The organism is Bradyrhizobium sp. LHD-71 (assembly GCF_031157255.1).
Lineage (GTDB): Bacteria > Pseudomonadota > Alphaproteobacteria > Rhizobiales > Xanthobacteraceae > P52-10.
On record NZ_JAVIFX010000006.1, the window covers coordinates 284,081 to 299,881 of the forward strand.

Sequence of the window (15,801 nt, forward strand, 5' to 3'; positions counted from 1 at the left end):
CGGATGAGCGTTGCGATATCCGGGGACATGTGCTGTTGCCGACCGATCCCGGATATCGCTACGCTCATCCGGACCACGAGTTGAGACAGCGGGGCCAGAAAGTATCGACGATGAATGGCAAGAGGACTGCTTCCACAAAGCCGGTCAAGGATATCTCCGCCTTCGTTCGCCCATTCAAGGTCGCAGATGCCAAGGCCTTTCGGCTGAAGCAGTTCTCGACGAATGAGAAAGGCGGGCTCGACAAGGAAGCGGCGGGCAAGGTGCTCAACGACAACCGCGCGCGGCTGCACGACCTGCAGGAACGGCTCTACGCGGAAGACCGCTGGTCGGTGCTGCTGATCTTTCAGGGCATGGACGCCGCCGGCAAGGACAGCGCAATCGAGCATGTGATGCACGGTATCAACCCGCAAGGCTGCGACGTGCACTCGTTCAAGGTGCCGACGTCGAAAGAGCTGGACCACGACTTCCTCTGGCGCTCGACGGTGGCGCTGCCCGAGCGTGGCCGCATCGGCATCTTCAACCGCTCCTATTACGAAGAGCTGGTCGTCGTGCGCGTGCATCCGCAGATTCTCGCCCAACAGCGTATTCCTTCGAAGCTGGTGACCAAGAATATCTGGCGGGAGCGCTTCGAGGATATTTCCGCGTTCGAGCGCTACCTGTCGCGCAACGGCACGCTGATCCTGAAGTTCTTCCTCAACCTCTCAAAGGAGGAACAGCGGCAGCGCTTCCTCGAGCGGCTCGATGAGCCAGCGAAGTGGTGGAAATTCTCGATGAGTGACGTTGCCGAGCGCAAGCTCTGGGATAAGTACCAGGCGGCCTGGCAGGATGCGATCCGCAACACGTCGACGCCTCACGCGCCGTGGCACGTCGTGCCGGCCGACCACAAGTGGTTCGCGCGCGTCGTCATCAGTTCGACCATCGTGCAGGCGCTGGAAAAGCTCGATCCGAAGTTTCCAAAGGTCGACAAGAAGGATTCGCCCGAATACGACCGCGTCCGCAAGGCGCTGCTGGCGGAGGCGCCGAAACGACAATGACGGAACTCAGGGCTGCGCTGCGGGACTGCAACACAATCGCCGTCATTGCGAGCGAAGCGAAGCAATCTAGGCTGAATCCAATGCAAACGCCGTGCTGGATTGCTTCGTCGCTTTGCTCCTCGCAATGACGAGTGGCCATGCTGGCGACGGCAACAATTGCGGTCATTGCCAGCCAAGCGAAGCGGTCCGACCGCTCAATGCGGGACGCGGTAGCGGTCGATGGCGGACAGTTCGTCGGCACCGATGCCGAGTCCGGGCTTGTCCGTCAGCGTCGCAGACCCCTCGCGGATGTCGTTCAGCGGACCGCACAGAAGCGTGCGCAGCGGATTGGCGTTCGCATCGATCTCGAGCCGGCCGGGGCCGCGGACGGCGGCGAGCAGGTGCGCCGATGCCAGAAGGCCGACGCCGCCGCCGAGATAGTGCGGGCAGTAGGTCACGCCTTTGGCAGCGATCTGCGCCGCCACCGGCCTGCAGCCGGAAAAGCCGCCCCATTTCGCCATGTCGGGCTGCACGACGGACAGGACGCCAGCGGTCAGCGCGTCGTTGAACGCGCTGATCCCGTAGATGTTCTCGCCGGCGGCAAGCGGCAGGCTTGTCGCTGATTTCAGCTGACGCCAAGCCGTCCATGGCTGATCTGCCCGCAGCGGCTCCTCGAGCCAGCTCAGATTGAAGCGCTCCAGCCGGGGCGCGATTTCGATCGCATCCGCAAGTGACCATCCCTGATTGGCATCGACCATCACGTCTGCCGACGGGCCGAGCTCCCGGCGCATCGCATCGAGGTTGGCGATGTCGCGCTCGGCGCCAAAGCCGACTTTGAGCTTGAATGCGCGATAGCCTTCCGCGTGCTTGCTGCGTGCAAGCACCTCGGGCGAGGTCGGGTTGAGGCCGCTGGCATAGACCCGGATGGTCGGCGACCCGCCGCCGGCGAGCCGCCACAGCGGCAAGCCCTGTCTGCGCGCGAGCAGGTCCCAGACGGCGATATCGACGCCGGCGATGACCTGCGCGAACGAACCGATCTCGCCGCTCTGGATTGCCAGCACCTCGGTGGTGGCGGTCAGATGACGAAACAGCGGTTCGGCGCCGTCAAACGTTCTGGCGGTCGCAAGCGGCGCCAGCACGCTCTCGACCAGCCGCGCCCGGTGCTCGGCGCCGACCTGCGGAAAGTTGCACCAGACTTCACCCCATCCGCACGCGCCGTCCTCGTCCTCGGCGGTGACCAGCACCATCGGACGATTGCGCATGATGCCGAACGACGTTGTCACCGGCGTTTCGATCGGTGCCCGATAGACGCTGGCCCTGAGCGATTTCAGACGAAGCGGCTGTGTCATGCCTTCAGATCCATTTCGAGGTGAATGTAATCGCCGCGATAGCTGACATCGGCGAGATACACGATTGTTCCCTTTGCGTCGCACAGCACCCGCCGCACCTCTGCCATCGGCGTATTGAGCGGGATGCCGAGCAGGCGCGACGTTTCCACATCCGCCTTCGAGATGGTCAGTGTCTGGCGTCCCGATGCGATCTTCAGATCTGGCAGCGAGGTCAGCACCGGCAGTACCAGCTCGCGGCGGAAGCGGGTAGGGGCGCGGCGAAAGACACGATGATCGATGTAGATCGCGATGACGCAGTAGCGCTCGCCGTCGCGCGAATGCACGCGGCGCATGTGGAAATATTTCGGCGCCGCGATCCCGTCCGTCGGCTTAATCGCCGGACTCGCCACCGATTCCTCCAGCGTGGAATGCTCCGGCCGGTCGCCGCGATACATCTCGACCAGGTCGCCGAGCGTCGTCTCCACGCGCAGGCGGCGACGGGCGCCGGCCTTCTCGGTGACGAACGTGCCACGCCCGCGCTGCGGCGACAGCAGGCCTTCCTCGGCCAGCATGGCGATCGCCTGGCGCACGGTGACGCGCGCCACGTCGAACTGGGCCATCAGCATGTCGATCGACGGCAGCATGCTGCCCGGCGACCACTCACCCTTGTCGACGCGTTGTCGGAACAGGTCCGCCAGCTGCACATAGCGCGGGATCGGCGTCGAGCCGAAGATCGGATGCCCGATTTGCTTCACGGCTGTTGCGCCATCACTGTCGTGCCATCAGCTTCGCCGCTGCGGCGCCTTGCGCCGCCGGTCCTAAACATCCTATACATAGTATGTTTAGGATGTTAAGAGCGAAAACAACGAATATGCGTTCGGGGGAAGCGTGCGGCGGGTAGCCCTCATTCTTGCGCCCTGGCTCGTGCTGATTGCGGGCTGGTACGGCATTCACTACAGCGGCCTGATCAATCCTGCGCTGGTGCCGACCCCGCATGCGGTCGCGCAGCGCTTTGTCGAACTGGTGCAAACGCGCCTGCCGCTCGACATTCTGATGTCGACGCGCCGCGTCTTCATCGGCGTGCTCAGCGGCACGGTGCTGGCGGTGCCGGTCGGGTTCGTGCTCGGCTGGTATCCGAACGTCCGCCACTTCATCGATCCCTTGATCAATTTCTTCCGCGCGCTGCCGCCGATCGCGCTGATTCCGCTTGTGATCGTCTACTTCGGCGTCGATGAGCTCGCGAAGATCGTCATCCTGTTCTACGCCTCATTCTTCGCCGGCGTGATCGTGATGTACGAGGGCATCTCGCAGATCAGCCCCATCTATGTCCGTGTCTCGCGCACCCTGGGTGCTACCGACAGTGAGATCTTCCGCAAAGTGATCGTGCCGCTGGCGGTCCCTCATATGCTGACGGCGCTGCGCGTCGCGCTCGGCGTCGCCTGGGCGACGCTGGTCGCCTCCGAGCTGATCGCCGCGCAGCAGGGGCTCGGCGCGCTGATCCAGAATGCCGGCTCGTTCTTCCAGCTCGACATCATCTATGTCGGCATCATCTGCATCGGCTTCATCGCGCTGTTCATGGACCTCGCATTGCGGGCAATCGCCCGTCGCCTGGTCAGCTGGCAGGAGCGCATCGCATGACCGAGCCAAGGGTTCGTATCAAGTTCGACCAGGTCTCCGTGCAGTTTCCTGCGCAGTCGGGAATGATGCGTGTGGTTGACGACGTGAGCTACGCAGTTCGCGATCGCGAGTTCGTTTCGGTGATCGGTCCGTCCGGCTGCGGCAAGACGACGATGATGAACATGGTCGCCGGCTTCATGCAGCCGTCCTCGGGAACGGTCACGCTGGACGGGCGGCCGATCAAGGGGCCGGGACCCGATCGCGGCGTCATCTTTCAGGAATACGGCGTCTTTCCCTGGCTGACCGTGAAGCAGAACATCGCCTTCGGGCTCACGCTGCGCGCCAACAGAACGTCGGCGGCGGAACGCGAGGAGATCTGCAGCCGCTACATGCAGCTCATGGGCCTGTCCGACTTTGCCGACGCCTGGCCGCGCATGCTGTCCGGCGGCATGCGGCAGCGGCTGGCACTCGCCCGCGCCTATGCCGTCAAGCCGCAGTTCCTTTTGATGGACGAGCCGTTCGGCGCGCTCGATGCGCAGACGCGCACGGCGATGCAGGACCTGCTGCTCGATGTGCTCGCCGCCGAGGGCAAGACGGTGATGCTGATCACCCATTCGGTGGAGGAGGCTGTCTATCTCTCGCATCGCATCATCGTCATGACCGCGCGGCCCACGCGGATCCGCGAAATCATCGACGTGCCGTTTCCCTATCCACGTGACGCCGGTCTGCACGAAACCCCGGCGTTCGGCGAGCTGCGTGCGCATGTGCGCCAGCTCGTGATGCAGGAATATGCGCAGCAGGCAAAGCAGCGCCAATCGCAGTCCAATTGAACAACGAGGGAGGAAGCCATGATCATTCATCGTCGCGCGGTGCTGCAGGGCCTCGGTGCATCGGCCGGAGTCGCGGCATTCGGCGCGCCTGCGATCGCGCAGGCGAAGGCGAAGGTCCGGGTGGGTTATCTGCACACGCTCGCCGTCGATGGGCAGATGTGGCTCGCCAATCACCTCGACGCGTTCGGCAAGAATGCCATCGAGCCCGAGTTTCGCGAATTTCAGACCGGGCTCGAGCTGTTCCAGGCGATGATCGGCGGCAGCATCGATGTGCTCTCTACCGGTGCTGTGATCTCGAACTTCCCGGCGCGCGGTCAGGGAAAGATGTTTCTCGCCAATGCGGTCGAATTCGCGACGGCGCAGCTTTGGGTGCGTGAAGACCAGGGCATCAAGTCGTTTGCCGACCTCAAGGGCAAGCGCGTCGCGACGACGGCGGGCACCACGGCGCATGTGTTCCTGAACACCGCGCTGCGCGCCAACGGACTTGCAGCAGGCGATATCGAGCTGCTCAACCAGCGCATGCCGGATGCAGTGACCGCTTTCATCTCCGGCGCGGTACCGGCCGTGGCGCTGTGGGTGCCGTTCAACATCACGGTGCGGGACAAGGTGCCCGGTGCGAAGAAGCTGGTCGACGCATCCACCTATTATCCGCAGGCGGCCATCATGTCGGGATGGGCGACGAGCACGGACTTCCACACCAAGCAGCGCGACGTGCTCGTGCGCCTGGTGAAGGCCTGGTCCGTCGGCAACGACCTCTTGACCGGCAAGACCGACGAGGCGCTCGAGATCCTGCAGAAGAAGCACTATCCGCAGGTGCCGCTTGCCGACTTCAAGGAGCAGTTCCAGGCGCAGAAGGTGTTTCCGGCGCAGGAGTGGCGAAAGCTGTTTGCCGACGGCACGGTGACGAAGTGGCTGCAGCAGGTCACGGATTTCTTCGCGGTCGTCGGCAACATCGCGAGCCCGATTCCGGCGTCGCAGTACTTCGATCCGTCGATCTACATGGATGCCACGAAGGCCTGAGGCATTGGCGGGTTACGACTACATCATTGTCGGCGCCGGTTCGGCGGGCTGCGTGCTCGCCAACCGTCTCTCGGCGGATTCCGCCGTGCGCGTGCTGCTGCTCGAAGCGGGCGGGCGCGACCGCAATTTCTGGCTGAAGCTGCCGGTCGGCTACTTCCGCACGATCTACGACGAGCGCTTTGCGCGCATCTTTGAGACCGAACCATCGGAAGGGACGGCCGGGCGGGCGATCGCCTGGCCGCGCGGCCGCATCGTCGGCGGCTCGAGCTCGATCAACGGGCTGATCTTCATCCGCGGGCAACACCAGGATTTCGACGACTGGGAGCGCCTGGGCGCAACCGGCTGGAGCGCCCGCGATGTCCTGCCGTTCTTCAAGCGGCTCGAGCGCTACAACGGCGCGCCGTCGCAGCTTCGCGGCTCGCTCGGCGAGCTCGATGTTTCGGAGCTGCGCAACGATCATCCCTACTGTCGTGCCTGGGTCGAGGCCGCAGTCCAGTTCGGCCTGCCGCGCAATTCCGACTTCAACGGCGAGACGACCTATGGCGTCGGAGCCTACCAGCTCAGCATCGGCAGGCGCTGGCGGTCGAGCGCGGCGGCGGCGTTCCTGCGCCCGATCAGGCAGCGCACGAACCTGACCATCGTGACCAACGCTCACGTTACGCGCGTCCTGCTCGAGGGTACGAAGGCCGTCGGCGTGGAATATGTCGTGGATCGCAGCGTTCACTCCGCGCGCGCAGGGCGTGAGATCATTCTCTCGGCCGGCGCCCTTCAGTCGCCACAGGTGCTGCAGCTGTCCGGCATCGGCGACGCCGCGCATCTCAAACGCGTCGGCGTCGAAGCGGTCGTCGACCTGCCGGGCGTTGGCGCTAACCTGCAGGATCATTATCAGGCGCGCTGCATTCTTCATTTGCGGGACAAGCGGTCGCTGAACAACGATGTGCGCAATCCCCTCCGGTTGACGCGCATGGGGCTGGATTGGCTGCTGCACGGCCGCGGTCCGCTCACGGTGGGGGCAGGGCAGGTGGGCGGCGGGGCGATGACGCCGTACGCGCGTCACGGACGGCCGGATATCCAGTTCAACGTCATGCCGCTCTCGGTCGACAAGCCGGGCGAGCCGTTGCATCGCTACTCCGGCTTCACCTCCTCGTTCTGGCAATGCCACCCGGCCTCGCGCGGGCACGTGCGCATCCGCTCGACCGATCCGCTCGCGCAGCCGGAGATCGCGCCGAACTATCTTTCCGAGGAGATCGATCGCAAGACGATGGTGGAGGGCGTCAGGATGCTGCGCGCGATCCACGACCAGCCGGCCTTCCGCCAGTTGTGGGACGGGGAGGTGTTGCCGGGCGTCGCCGCGCAAAGCGACGCGGAGATCCTTGATTTTGTCCGCACGGCCGGAGGCACGGTGTTCCATCCGGTCGGCACCTGCCGGATGGGGGGCGACCCGATGGCGGTTGTCGATCCGGATCTGCGCGTGCGGGGTGTCTCAGGCTTGCGTGTCGCGGATGCTTCGGTGATGCCGACGATCACGTCGGCCAACACCAACGCCGCGAGCCTGATGATCGGCGAGCACGCGGCGGCGCGGGTGCTTCGGGAAGTAGGACAGCTTCCCTGACGTTTTTTTATCATTGCCGGGTCCAGGGATTGTCGGCTAAGAACCCGCACCGGTTTTTGTGGGCAACGATGTGTCAATCGGTTTGCCCCAAAATCCAGCGTGACAGGCAACGAGACGATGATTCGCGGGATTTCCAGCGCTGTTGACGGGGGGGCCGCTCAGGCCGCTTGCCCGCGCGCGTCCGCCCTCGCTCTCGCCATTTCCGGCCTTCTGCTTCTTAGCCGCCCCTGAGCGCCGTCTGGGCATGTCTGCCTGGGCACTCAGGGGTTCGCCGCAAGCTCTCCGGAAACCGAGCGCAGCCGATGGCTGGTGCCGCAGATTGAACAAAGGACTCCCATGACCTCCGCGACTCCGTCCAACCAGGACCGCGTCTATATTTTCGACACCACCTTGCGCGACGGCGAGCAGTGCCCCGGCGCCACCATGACCTTCGAGGAAAAGCTCAAGGTGGCGGAGACGCTCGACACCATGGGCGTCGACATCATCGAGGCCGGCTATCCATTCGCCTCCGACGGCGACTTCGAAGCGGTCCGCGAAATCGCCAAGCGGGCGAAGAACGCGGTCATCTGCGGCCTCTCGCGCGCGGCGCTGAAGGATATCGACCGCTGCGCCGAAGCGGTGCGCCACGCCCAGCGTGGCCGCATCCATACCTTCCTCTCCACCTCGCCGGTGCACATGAAGCACAAGCTGCAGATGGAGCCCGAGCAGGTCTACGAGATGGTGATCTCGTCGGTGACGCGCGCCCGCAACCATATCGACGACGTCGAATGGTCGGCCGAGGACGCGACCCGCACCGATTTCGATTTCCTGTGCCGCTGCGTGGAGGCTGCGATCAACGCCGGCGCGACAACCATCAATCTCCCCGACACGGTGGGCTACGCGGTGCCGGAAGAGTATTTCGACATGTTCAAGCGCATCCGCGAGACCGTTCCGAACTCGGACAAGGCGCGCTTCTCGGTGCATTGCCACAACGACCTCGGCATGGCGGTGGCGAATTCGCTGGCCGGTGTGCGCGGCGGCGCCCGGCAGATCGAATGCACGATCAACGGCATCGGCGAGCGGGCAGGCAACGCTGCGCTCGAGGAAGTCGTGATGGCGATGCGCGTGCGCAACGACAAGGTCCCGTACTGGACCAACATCGAAAGCACGACGCTGACCCATGCCTCGAAGCTGGTGTCGGCGGCGACCTCGTTCCCGGTGCAGTACAACAAGGCGATCGTCGGCCGTAACGCGTTCGCGCATGAGAGCGGCATCCACCAGGATGGCATGATCAAGAACGCCTCGACCTACGAGATCATGCTGCCCGAGACCGTCGGCGTGAAGGGCACCTCGCTGGTGATGGGCAAGCACTCCGGCCGCGCCGGCTTGATCCACAAGCTGGAGGAACTCGGCTACAAGCTGTCGCGCAACCAGATCGATGACGTGTTCGTGCGCTTCAAGGCGCTGGCCGACCGCAAGAAGGACGTCTACGACGAGGACATCGAGGCGCTGGTCGACGAGCAGCTTGCCCATGCCCAGGACGTGATCAAGCTCGTCTCGCTGACGGTGATCGCCGGCACCCATGGACCGCAGCGGGCGACCATGAAGCTCGACATCGACGGCCATCCGCGGATCGAGGAGGCGGAGGGCAACGGTCCTGTGGATGCGGTGTTCAACTGCATCAAGGCGCTGGTGCCGCACGAGGCGAAGCTGGAACTCTACCAGGTGCACGCCGTCACCGAGGGCACCGACGCCCAGGCCGAGGTCTCGGTCCGCCTGTCGCACAACGGCCGCTCGATGACCGCGCGCGGCTCCGACCCGGATACGCTGGTGGCATCGGCGAAGGCCTATCTCGGCGCGCTGAACAAGCTGGTGATGAAGCACGAGCGCGACCGGGCTCACGCGGCCACCGCGGCAGAGTAGGGGCCTGCCACAGACGAACGAAACGTTGCGATCGCCGCCTCAGGAGGCCCTAAGGCAGGCCCACGGGGCGGTGATGGCCGCCAGCGGGGCCGGTGTTCCGGACCACGGGGGCCGGCCGATCGCAAAGAGATTGAAAACACGCGGGAAAACGCCGCTCGCCTTGCTGGACAGGCCCGGTCGGCTTTGCTAAACGACCGGCTCTTCGAGGCCTTCGGGCCCTCTTAGGGCGATTAGCTCAGTTGGTAGAGCAGCTGACTCTTAATCAGCGGGTCGTAGGTTCGAGCCCTACATCGCCCACCAATCAGATCAATACCTTAGCGAGAGACACCGTTTGAGTAGGCCGAATTAAAACGGCTTTTCAAACGGTCTTTTCAGGCGCCTAACTCTCGATAACGTGACGAGTCGATGACGTTGATAAGCGAATACCAATTCATGTGAGTGTCGGCATGGAGGGCGTCAGCCCGTTGCCAAACCCGACACTCGTCGTTCAGCGGAAGGATTGGATAGCCATGGAAATCTCTCTGACGCCGATGGAGTTTGCGCGTCGGGCGCGCGGGCTCTACGCGAACCGGGAGGCCGTCGTTGATGGCGATATGCGGCTGACATATGCCGCCTTCTTCGAGCGCTGCGACCGCTGGTCCGCGGCCCTGCAATCGATGGGTGTCACGAAAGGCGATCGCGTCGCATACATCGCTCCGAACACACACGCGCATCTCGAAGCATATTACGCCGTGCCGCAGATCGGCGCGGTGCTGGTGCCGATCAACTATCGCCTGCTTGCTGATGATTTCGATTACATCATCAACCATTGTGGCGCAAAGGTCGTCTGCGTGCACAGCGACTACATCGAAGCCGTGCAAGGCATCCGTCAGAAGCTCAAGACCGTGGACCACTTCGTCGCCCTCGAAGGCGCAGGCGCAGGCTGGATCAATTACGAGACGACGCTCGCAAAACATCAGCCGGAGTTCGACAAGACGGACATTGCCGAAGGCGACCTTCTGACCATCAATTACACAAGCGGAACGACGGCGCGACCCAAGGGCGTGATGATCACCCATCGCAATGCCTATCTGAATGCCCTGGGAACGCTGGCGCACCATCACATGACGCCGGCTGACCGCTATCTGTGGACCTTGCCGATGTTCCACGCCAACGGCTGGACCTTCACCTGGATCAATACCGCGCGAGGGATGACGCACGTCTGCTTGCGACGCGTGGAGCCAGGGGCGATCTATCAGGCGCTGAAAGACGAGCGCATCACCATGTTCTGTGCGGCGCCCACTGTGCTGATCGGCATCGCCAACGCGCCGGCGGCGATGCGCGCGGGCGCGCCGCGCGGCATCCGGTTGTTCACGGCCGGGGCACCGCCGGCGGCTGCGACCATCGAACTCATCGAACGCGAGCTCGGATGGGAGCTGACGCACGTGTACGGCCTGACGGAAACATCGCCGTTCATCACGATCTGCGAACAACTGCCCGAGCACCAGACGCTGCCGCTGCAGGACCGGGCACAAATCAAGGCACGCCAGGGCGTCGAACTGATCAGCTCCGGTGAGCTGAAAGTGGTCGACGAGCATGGCAACGAGGTGCCGCACGACGGCGAGACGCTGGGCGAGATCACGGTCCGCGGTAACGTCGTCATGAAAGGCTACTACAATGACCCCGAGGCGACGAATGCGGCGATCAGGAACAACTGGTTCTATTCTGGCGACGCTGCGGTCGTGCACCCGGACGGATATGCCGAAATCCGCGACCGCTTCAAAGATGTCATCATCTCGGGGGGTGAGAACATCTCATCGGTCGAGATCGAGGGGTGCCTCCTGCGGCATCCTGCGGTGCAGGAGGCAGCCGTCGTCGGCATGCCTCACGAGCGGTGGGGTGAATCACCACATGCATTCGTCATCCTGCGGCAGGGTGCAAAGGCAACGGAAGACGAACTGAAGCTGCACGTGCGCAATGCAATTGCGCACTTCAAGATGCCGCAGCGGATCAGTTTCGTCGACGAGTTGCCGAAGACGGCAACGGGCAAGGTGCAAAAGTTCGTGCTGCGAGCCGGCAAGGCCGGCATCGTTCGCCAATAGAGCTGTCGCGGCGGTGGCCGGCTGCCACGTGGCCTAATGAACCGGATCCAGCACGACCACCGGTATCTCGCGCTCGGTCTTGAGCTGATAGTCGGCGTAGGGCGGCCAGAATTCGAGCGACTTTTTCCAGAGTCGTGCGCGCTCGTCGCCTGACGCGGTTCTAGCGCGCGCGGTCATCTTCTTCGTTCCGACCTGGACCTCGACCTCGGGGTTGGCGAGAAGGTTGCGATACCATCCCGGGTGTTCGGGCGCGCCGCCCTTTGAGGCGATGATGAAGTAGCTGCCACGGTCCGTTCCGTAATACAGCGGAAAGATGAACTTGTCGCCGGACTTGCGGCCGGTGGTGGTCAGCAGTAGCGACGGTACAGTAACCTCACCTTGTTTGGGCAAGGTTGTCTTGTACATGTGTCCGTCGGTCCCGCCGCTCGAAAGATAGCGGTTCGCGTGTTTGACCATCCAGTCCGGCAGGTTCGGAGCGAGTTTCGCTTCAGCCATCGCGGTCTCCTTCAAAGCTGCGGGGAGCATACCATCAGGCAACGGATCGGCCAATTCCGCAAGAGCAAGCCGGACGGCTTCGTAATAGAGAGCTCCGGAGTTCCGGAAATTGCGTCGCCAGCGCGGGTTGCTCAGGTTGTCTCGAATTTTAGCTTGCTGCGGATGTTCTTGATGAACCAGATGCCGTCGTCGGCCATGCGTCGACGGACCTTCTCGGTCGCCGCCTGCGGTTGGGTCATGCCATGGATGCGGTCGAACGTGATGATCAGGCCGTAGCGTTCGTCGAGCGGAAACTGCCGGGCTGGCGCTTCTATTGATGGTCCAGCAGTCCAAGCGTTCGCTTGGCGATGATGTTGTTCTGAATCTCGGTTGTTCCGCTGTAGATCGACATTGCCTTGTCGAAGAGAAAGACGCGTGTCGTATCCTTCTCGATCTGGCTGAATTCGTCACCCTCCCAGCCGAGTCCCTGAACGCCCATGATCTCAATCAGGAGTTCTTCGCGCTCCTGCGTGAGGCGTGCCTTCGCATTTTTGATGACTGACGCAGACTCGTTAGGGCCGCGCCCGTCCCTGGTCTCATCCAGCATTCGCCGCTGCAGCAACTGCAGCGAACGGAAATCCATCATGTGCTTTGCAATGCGGGCCCGCAGATCCTTGTTGGCGATCTGACCGGACGCATCGATTTCAACATAATCTCGTGCGACGACACTGAGCGGACGGACGTCGCCGGCAACGGAGAAGCGATTGTCGGTGACCGTGTTGCGCTCGAATTGAAGCAGTCGCTTGGCGATGCTCCATCCCTTGTTGAGCTGGCCAACGAGGTTCTCTTTCGGCACTTTTACGTCGGTGAAGAACACCTCGGAGAAATGCCATTGACCCGAGATGAGTTGAATTGGCCGGACATCGACACCCTTCGACTTCATGTCGATCAGGATGAAGCTGATGCCTTCCTGCTTGCGGCTTTGATCGGTTCGAACAAGGCAAAAACACCAATCGGCATATCGACTTCCTGAAGTCCAGATCTTCTGGCCATTGATCAGGTAGTGATCCCCTTCGTCTTCGGCCTTGGTTCGCAGGGACGCGAGATCCGAACCCGAGCCTGGCTCCGAGTAGCCCTGGCACCATCGAACTTCGCCGCGCGATACGCGCGTCAGGTGCATCTGCTTTTGTTGTTCGTTGCCGTATTCGAGAAGGGTAGGGCCGAGCATGCTCGTTCCAAAACCCTCCACCGGATTGAACGCGCCGCTTGCGAGATATTCGCGCTCCAGAAGTCTTGCCTGCTCGGTGGAAAGGCCTCCGCCGCCATATTCGACCGGCCATCCCGGCGTGCCCCAGCCTTTCTGGACAACGCGATCCTTCCACAATTTCCAGTCGGCCCCTTCAGGATAGCGGGGCAGGGTGCGGTAATACTCTTCTATTTTTTCGCGCAACGATGCCGGGAAGTTCTCTTGTATCCAGCCCCGAACTTCATCGCGAAACGAGTTTAACTCCCCGGCGGTTGCATCGGCGAATGTATCCATCGACTGGCTCCCCGTAGTTCGTGTTTTGCGCGACAGCTTTCACCAAAGAACAAAAAATCGCAATGTCTCGATCATGGTGCGGCAAAGTTTCAAGGCTGCTCCGCACCCTGACAATTGAGCCACCCCCGCCGATGGCCTAGGTTGTGGCAGCCGCTCGTTTTTCGCTCGGCTTCGGCGCGCAGGTGAAGGCTCACATTGAGCGACGTTCCGGCGTAGCGCGCGCGCCCGGCACATCATTCTCGGAGCCGCAGCCTGATCGCGGCTCGCTCTCTTCTCGACAGGAGACAATCGACATGAAGCTCGGACGGCTTGGCGTGTGGTACGGCACCGATAAACTCGACGGATCGCAGCTGCGCGATTTCGTACGCACGGTGGAGAAGAACGGCTACTCGACCCTGTGGTATCCCGAATCCCGGGGTTACGAATCGATGTCGCTGGCGGCGACACTGCTATCGAGCAGTGACAAGCTGGTGATCGGCAGCTCGATCGCCAACATCTATGCACGCGATTCCTTCACCGCGCAGCGCGCCATGCTTTCGCTGAACAAGCTCTACGGCGACCGGTTCATTCTCGGTCTCGGCGTCAGTCATATTCCGATGGTCGAGGGCTTGCGCGGCCATCGCTACGACAAGCCGCTGGCGGCGATGGGCGCCTATCTCGACGGCATCAACAAGGGCGCACCTGCCGGCGAATTTCCGCCGGTCATGGTCGCGGCGCTCGGACCGAAGATGCTGGCGCTGAGCGCAGCAAAATCGCGTGGCGCGGTTCCCTACAACGTGACGCCGCAGCATACCGCGAAGGCCGCCGCGATCCTCGGGCCGTCGAAGTGGCTCGCGGTGGAGCAGAAGGTGACGCTCGAGACCGATCCCGCGAAGGCGCGGGCGATCGGGCGCAAGGAGCTGTCACGCTACCTGGTCCTGCCGAATTACCGCAATAACTGGCTGCGCGAGGGCTTCACCGAGGCCGAGCTCGCCGATGGCGGCAGCGACCGGTTCATCGATGCGATGGTCCTGTGGGGCGACGTCGACACGGTCAAGCGGGGCTTAAGGGAGCACTTCGCGGCCGGCGCCACGCATGTCTGCCTGCAGCCGGTCCACGCGGATGGCGATTTCGCCGCCCGCGACCGGATGCTGGCGGCGCTCGCCGATACCTGATCAGAGCAGATCGGCGACGGCGTTGCGGTAGCGGCGCATGGAGTCGATATGGTCGGCCATGCTCCGGCCGGCCATGCGCTTGTGGTGGTAGCCGCGGAAGGTGTTGTGCAGCGTGATATGCGTGACGCCGGCCTTCTTCCAGAAGCTGATGTCCTCGCGCCAGTCCTTTTCAGCGCCGGTTCCGGTCGAGGTCCAGACTTCGATGCCAATCGACGCCGGATCGCGTCCCTCGGCTTCCACCAGTCGGCGTAGCTTGTCGAATTCCGCGAGGGCTTTCGGTCCGGGTGGTTCAGACAGCATGATCCAGCCGTCGCCCCATTTTGCGATCCGCTGCAGCGTTACGTCCATGTGGCCACCGAACCACAGCGGAATCCTGCGGCGCGGCGGCAGGGGGGTGATGCCGGCGTCCGGAACACGGTGCCACTTGCCCTCGAAGGTGATGTAGGGATCGGCCCACAGCGCCTTCATGACCTGGACCTGTTCCTCGGACCGCTTGCCTCGGTTGTGGAAGTTCTCGTCGAGGCCGACGAACTCCATCTCGTTCCAGCCGACGCCGATGCCAAACCGGAAGCGGCCACCGCTGAGCAGGTCGAGGCTTGCGGCCTGTTTGGCAACCAGCACGGTCTGGCGCTGCGCGAGAATCAGCACCTGGGTGGAGAGTTCGACCTTTTCCGTGCAGGCCGCGATGAAACCGAACGCTACAAAAGGGTCGTGGAAGAGGCCGAGTCCGCCCCCACGGCCGCTCTTCGGATTAGCCGGATTGCCGCCAAGCACGTGGTCCGCCAGCGAGAGACCGTCGTAGCCTTCGGCCTCGGCCAGTTGTGCATATTCGCGCACGGTCGGGCCATCGCCGCCGATGTCCCCGAAAGGCAGAGCAATTCCGAGATGCATGGTCGGTTCCTTGCTTTGGCTGGTGGCGGCTCACCCGCTAGTGTCCCGAATCCGAAGTTCGCTATACTTTGCAGCGAGCTGAGAGCGAACTTCGGATTGGATCAGGACACTAGCAAGCCTATGATTCTAGTGTCGTTTATGGATCAGAAATTCGCACGATGGACTCGCGGCAAGGATGGTGCGAATTTCTGATCCACGACACTAGTGCGGTGAATTTGAAATTCCTGCCAACTTCGCGGCGAGTCCTGCGCAGGAATTTCAAATTCAAAAACCGCACTAGAAACATAAAGTTGCTAGTGCTCCTTATGTTTCCGAAGTTCGCATGTAGAGTGTGTCGCC

13 protein-coding genes and 1 tRNA gene are annotated in these 15,801 nt (G+C 62.8%); 9 read left to right on the plus strand and 5 right to left on the minus strand.

Going from position 1 to position 15,801, the window contains the following annotated elements; all coding sequences use genetic code 11:
* The first annotated feature begins 110 nt into the window (after window positions 1–110).
* Window positions 111–1,034 carry a polyphosphate kinase 2 family protein gene (locus tag RCO31_RS09185; protein WP_308968000.1) on the plus strand — a complete coding sequence of 308 codons (924 nt, stop codon included), beginning with the start codon at window positions 111–113 and terminating at the stop codon, window positions 1,032–1,034.
* 194 nt (window positions 1,035–1,228) lie between these two features.
* On the opposite strand, the gene RCO31_RS09190 is transcribed toward RCO31_RS09185, so the two are convergent.
* Both RCO31_RS09190 and RCO31_RS09195 read right to left on the minus strand, forming a co-directional pair.
* Window positions 1,229–2,362 carry a mandelate racemase/muconate lactonizing enzyme family protein gene (locus tag RCO31_RS09190; protein WP_308968001.1) on the minus strand — a complete coding sequence of 378 codons (1,134 nt, stop codon included), beginning with the start codon at window positions 2,360–2,362 and terminating at the stop codon, window positions 1,229–1,231.
* Window positions 2,359–3,096 carry a GntR family transcriptional regulator gene (locus RCO31_RS09195; protein ID WP_308968002.1) on the minus strand — a complete coding sequence of 246 codons (738 nt, stop codon included), beginning with the start codon at window positions 3,094–3,096 and terminating at the stop codon, window positions 2,359–2,361. The genes RCO31_RS09190 and RCO31_RS09195 overlap by 4 nt, the downstream gene beginning before the upstream one ends.
* A 133-nt stretch (window positions 3,097–3,229) precedes the next feature.
* Here RCO31_RS09195 and RCO31_RS09200 point away from each other — a divergent pair, with 133 nt between their 5' ends.
* From RCO31_RS09200 to RCO31_RS09230, 7 genes are all read left to right on the plus strand, one after another.
* The gene (locus tag RCO31_RS09200; RefSeq protein ID WP_308968003.1) at window positions 3,230–3,979 is read left to right on the plus strand and encodes an ABC transporter permease; all 750 of its coding nucleotides are present in this window, start codon (window positions 3,230–3,232) and stop codon (window positions 3,977–3,979) included.
* Window positions 3,976–4,788, plus strand: coding sequence for an ABC transporter ATP-binding protein (locus RCO31_RS09205; RefSeq protein WP_308968004.1), 813 nt, complete (start codon window positions 3,976–3,978; stop codon window positions 4,786–4,788). The genes RCO31_RS09200 and RCO31_RS09205 overlap by 4 nt, the downstream gene beginning before the upstream one ends.
* Before the next feature lie 18 nt (window positions 4,789–4,806).
* Window positions 4,807–5,808 carry an ABC transporter substrate-binding protein gene (locus RCO31_RS09210; RefSeq protein WP_308968005.1) on the plus strand — a complete coding sequence of 334 codons (1,002 nt, stop codon included), beginning with the start codon at window positions 4,807–4,809 and terminating at the stop codon, window positions 5,806–5,808.
* Window positions 5,792–7,420, plus strand: a complete 1,629-nt coding sequence (locus RCO31_RS09215; RefSeq protein WP_308968006.1) for a GMC family oxidoreductase N-terminal domain-containing protein — start codon at window positions 5,792–5,794, stop codon at window positions 7,418–7,420. Before RCO31_RS09210 ends, RCO31_RS09215 begins: the two co-directional genes overlap by 17 nt.
* Before the next feature lie 336 nt (window positions 7,421–7,756).
* Window positions 7,757–9,322 (plus strand): 2-isopropylmalate synthase, encoded by a 1,566-nt coding sequence (locus tag RCO31_RS09220; protein ID WP_308968007.1) that lies wholly within the window; start codon window positions 7,757–7,759, stop codon window positions 9,320–9,322.
* A gap of 224 nt (window positions 9,323–9,546) precedes the next feature.
* Window positions 9,547–9,622, plus strand: a tRNA-Lys gene (locus RCO31_RS09225).
* Between the two features lie 209 nt (window positions 9,623–9,831).
* Window positions 9,832–11,403: a long-chain-fatty-acid--CoA ligase gene (locus tag RCO31_RS09230; RefSeq protein ID WP_308968008.1), complete on the plus strand. Its 1,572-nt coding sequence runs from the start codon at window positions 9,832–9,834 to the stop codon at window positions 11,401–11,403.
* Between the two features lie 33 nt (window positions 11,404–11,436).
* Here RCO31_RS09230 and RCO31_RS09235 read toward each other — a convergent pair whose 3' ends face one another.
* Window positions 11,437–11,898 carry a nitroreductase family deazaflavin-dependent oxidoreductase gene (locus RCO31_RS09235; protein WP_308968009.1) on the minus strand — a complete coding sequence of 154 codons (462 nt, stop codon included), beginning with the start codon at window positions 11,896–11,898 and terminating at the stop codon, window positions 11,437–11,439.
* Between the two features lie 310 nt (window positions 11,899–12,208).
* On the minus strand, window positions 12,209–13,417 hold the full coding sequence (locus tag RCO31_RS09240) for an acyl-CoA dehydrogenase family protein (RefSeq protein WP_308968010.1): 1,209 nt from the start codon (window positions 13,415–13,417) through the stop codon (window positions 12,209–12,211).
* A 293-nt stretch (window positions 13,418–13,710) separates the two neighbouring features.
* Here RCO31_RS09240 and RCO31_RS09245 point away from each other — a divergent pair, with 293 nt between their 5' ends.
* Window positions 13,711–14,571 carry a TIGR03620 family F420-dependent LLM class oxidoreductase gene (locus RCO31_RS09245; protein WP_308968011.1) on the plus strand — a complete coding sequence of 287 codons (861 nt, stop codon included), beginning with the start codon at window positions 13,711–13,713 and terminating at the stop codon, window positions 14,569–14,571.
* On the opposite strand, the gene RCO31_RS09250 is transcribed toward RCO31_RS09245, so the two are convergent.
* A complete protein-coding gene (locus RCO31_RS09250) occupies window positions 14,572–15,462 on the minus strand; it encodes an LLM class F420-dependent oxidoreductase (RefSeq protein WP_308968012.1) in 891 nt (296 codons plus the stop codon).
* Window positions 15,463–15,801: the final 339 nt, after the last annotated feature.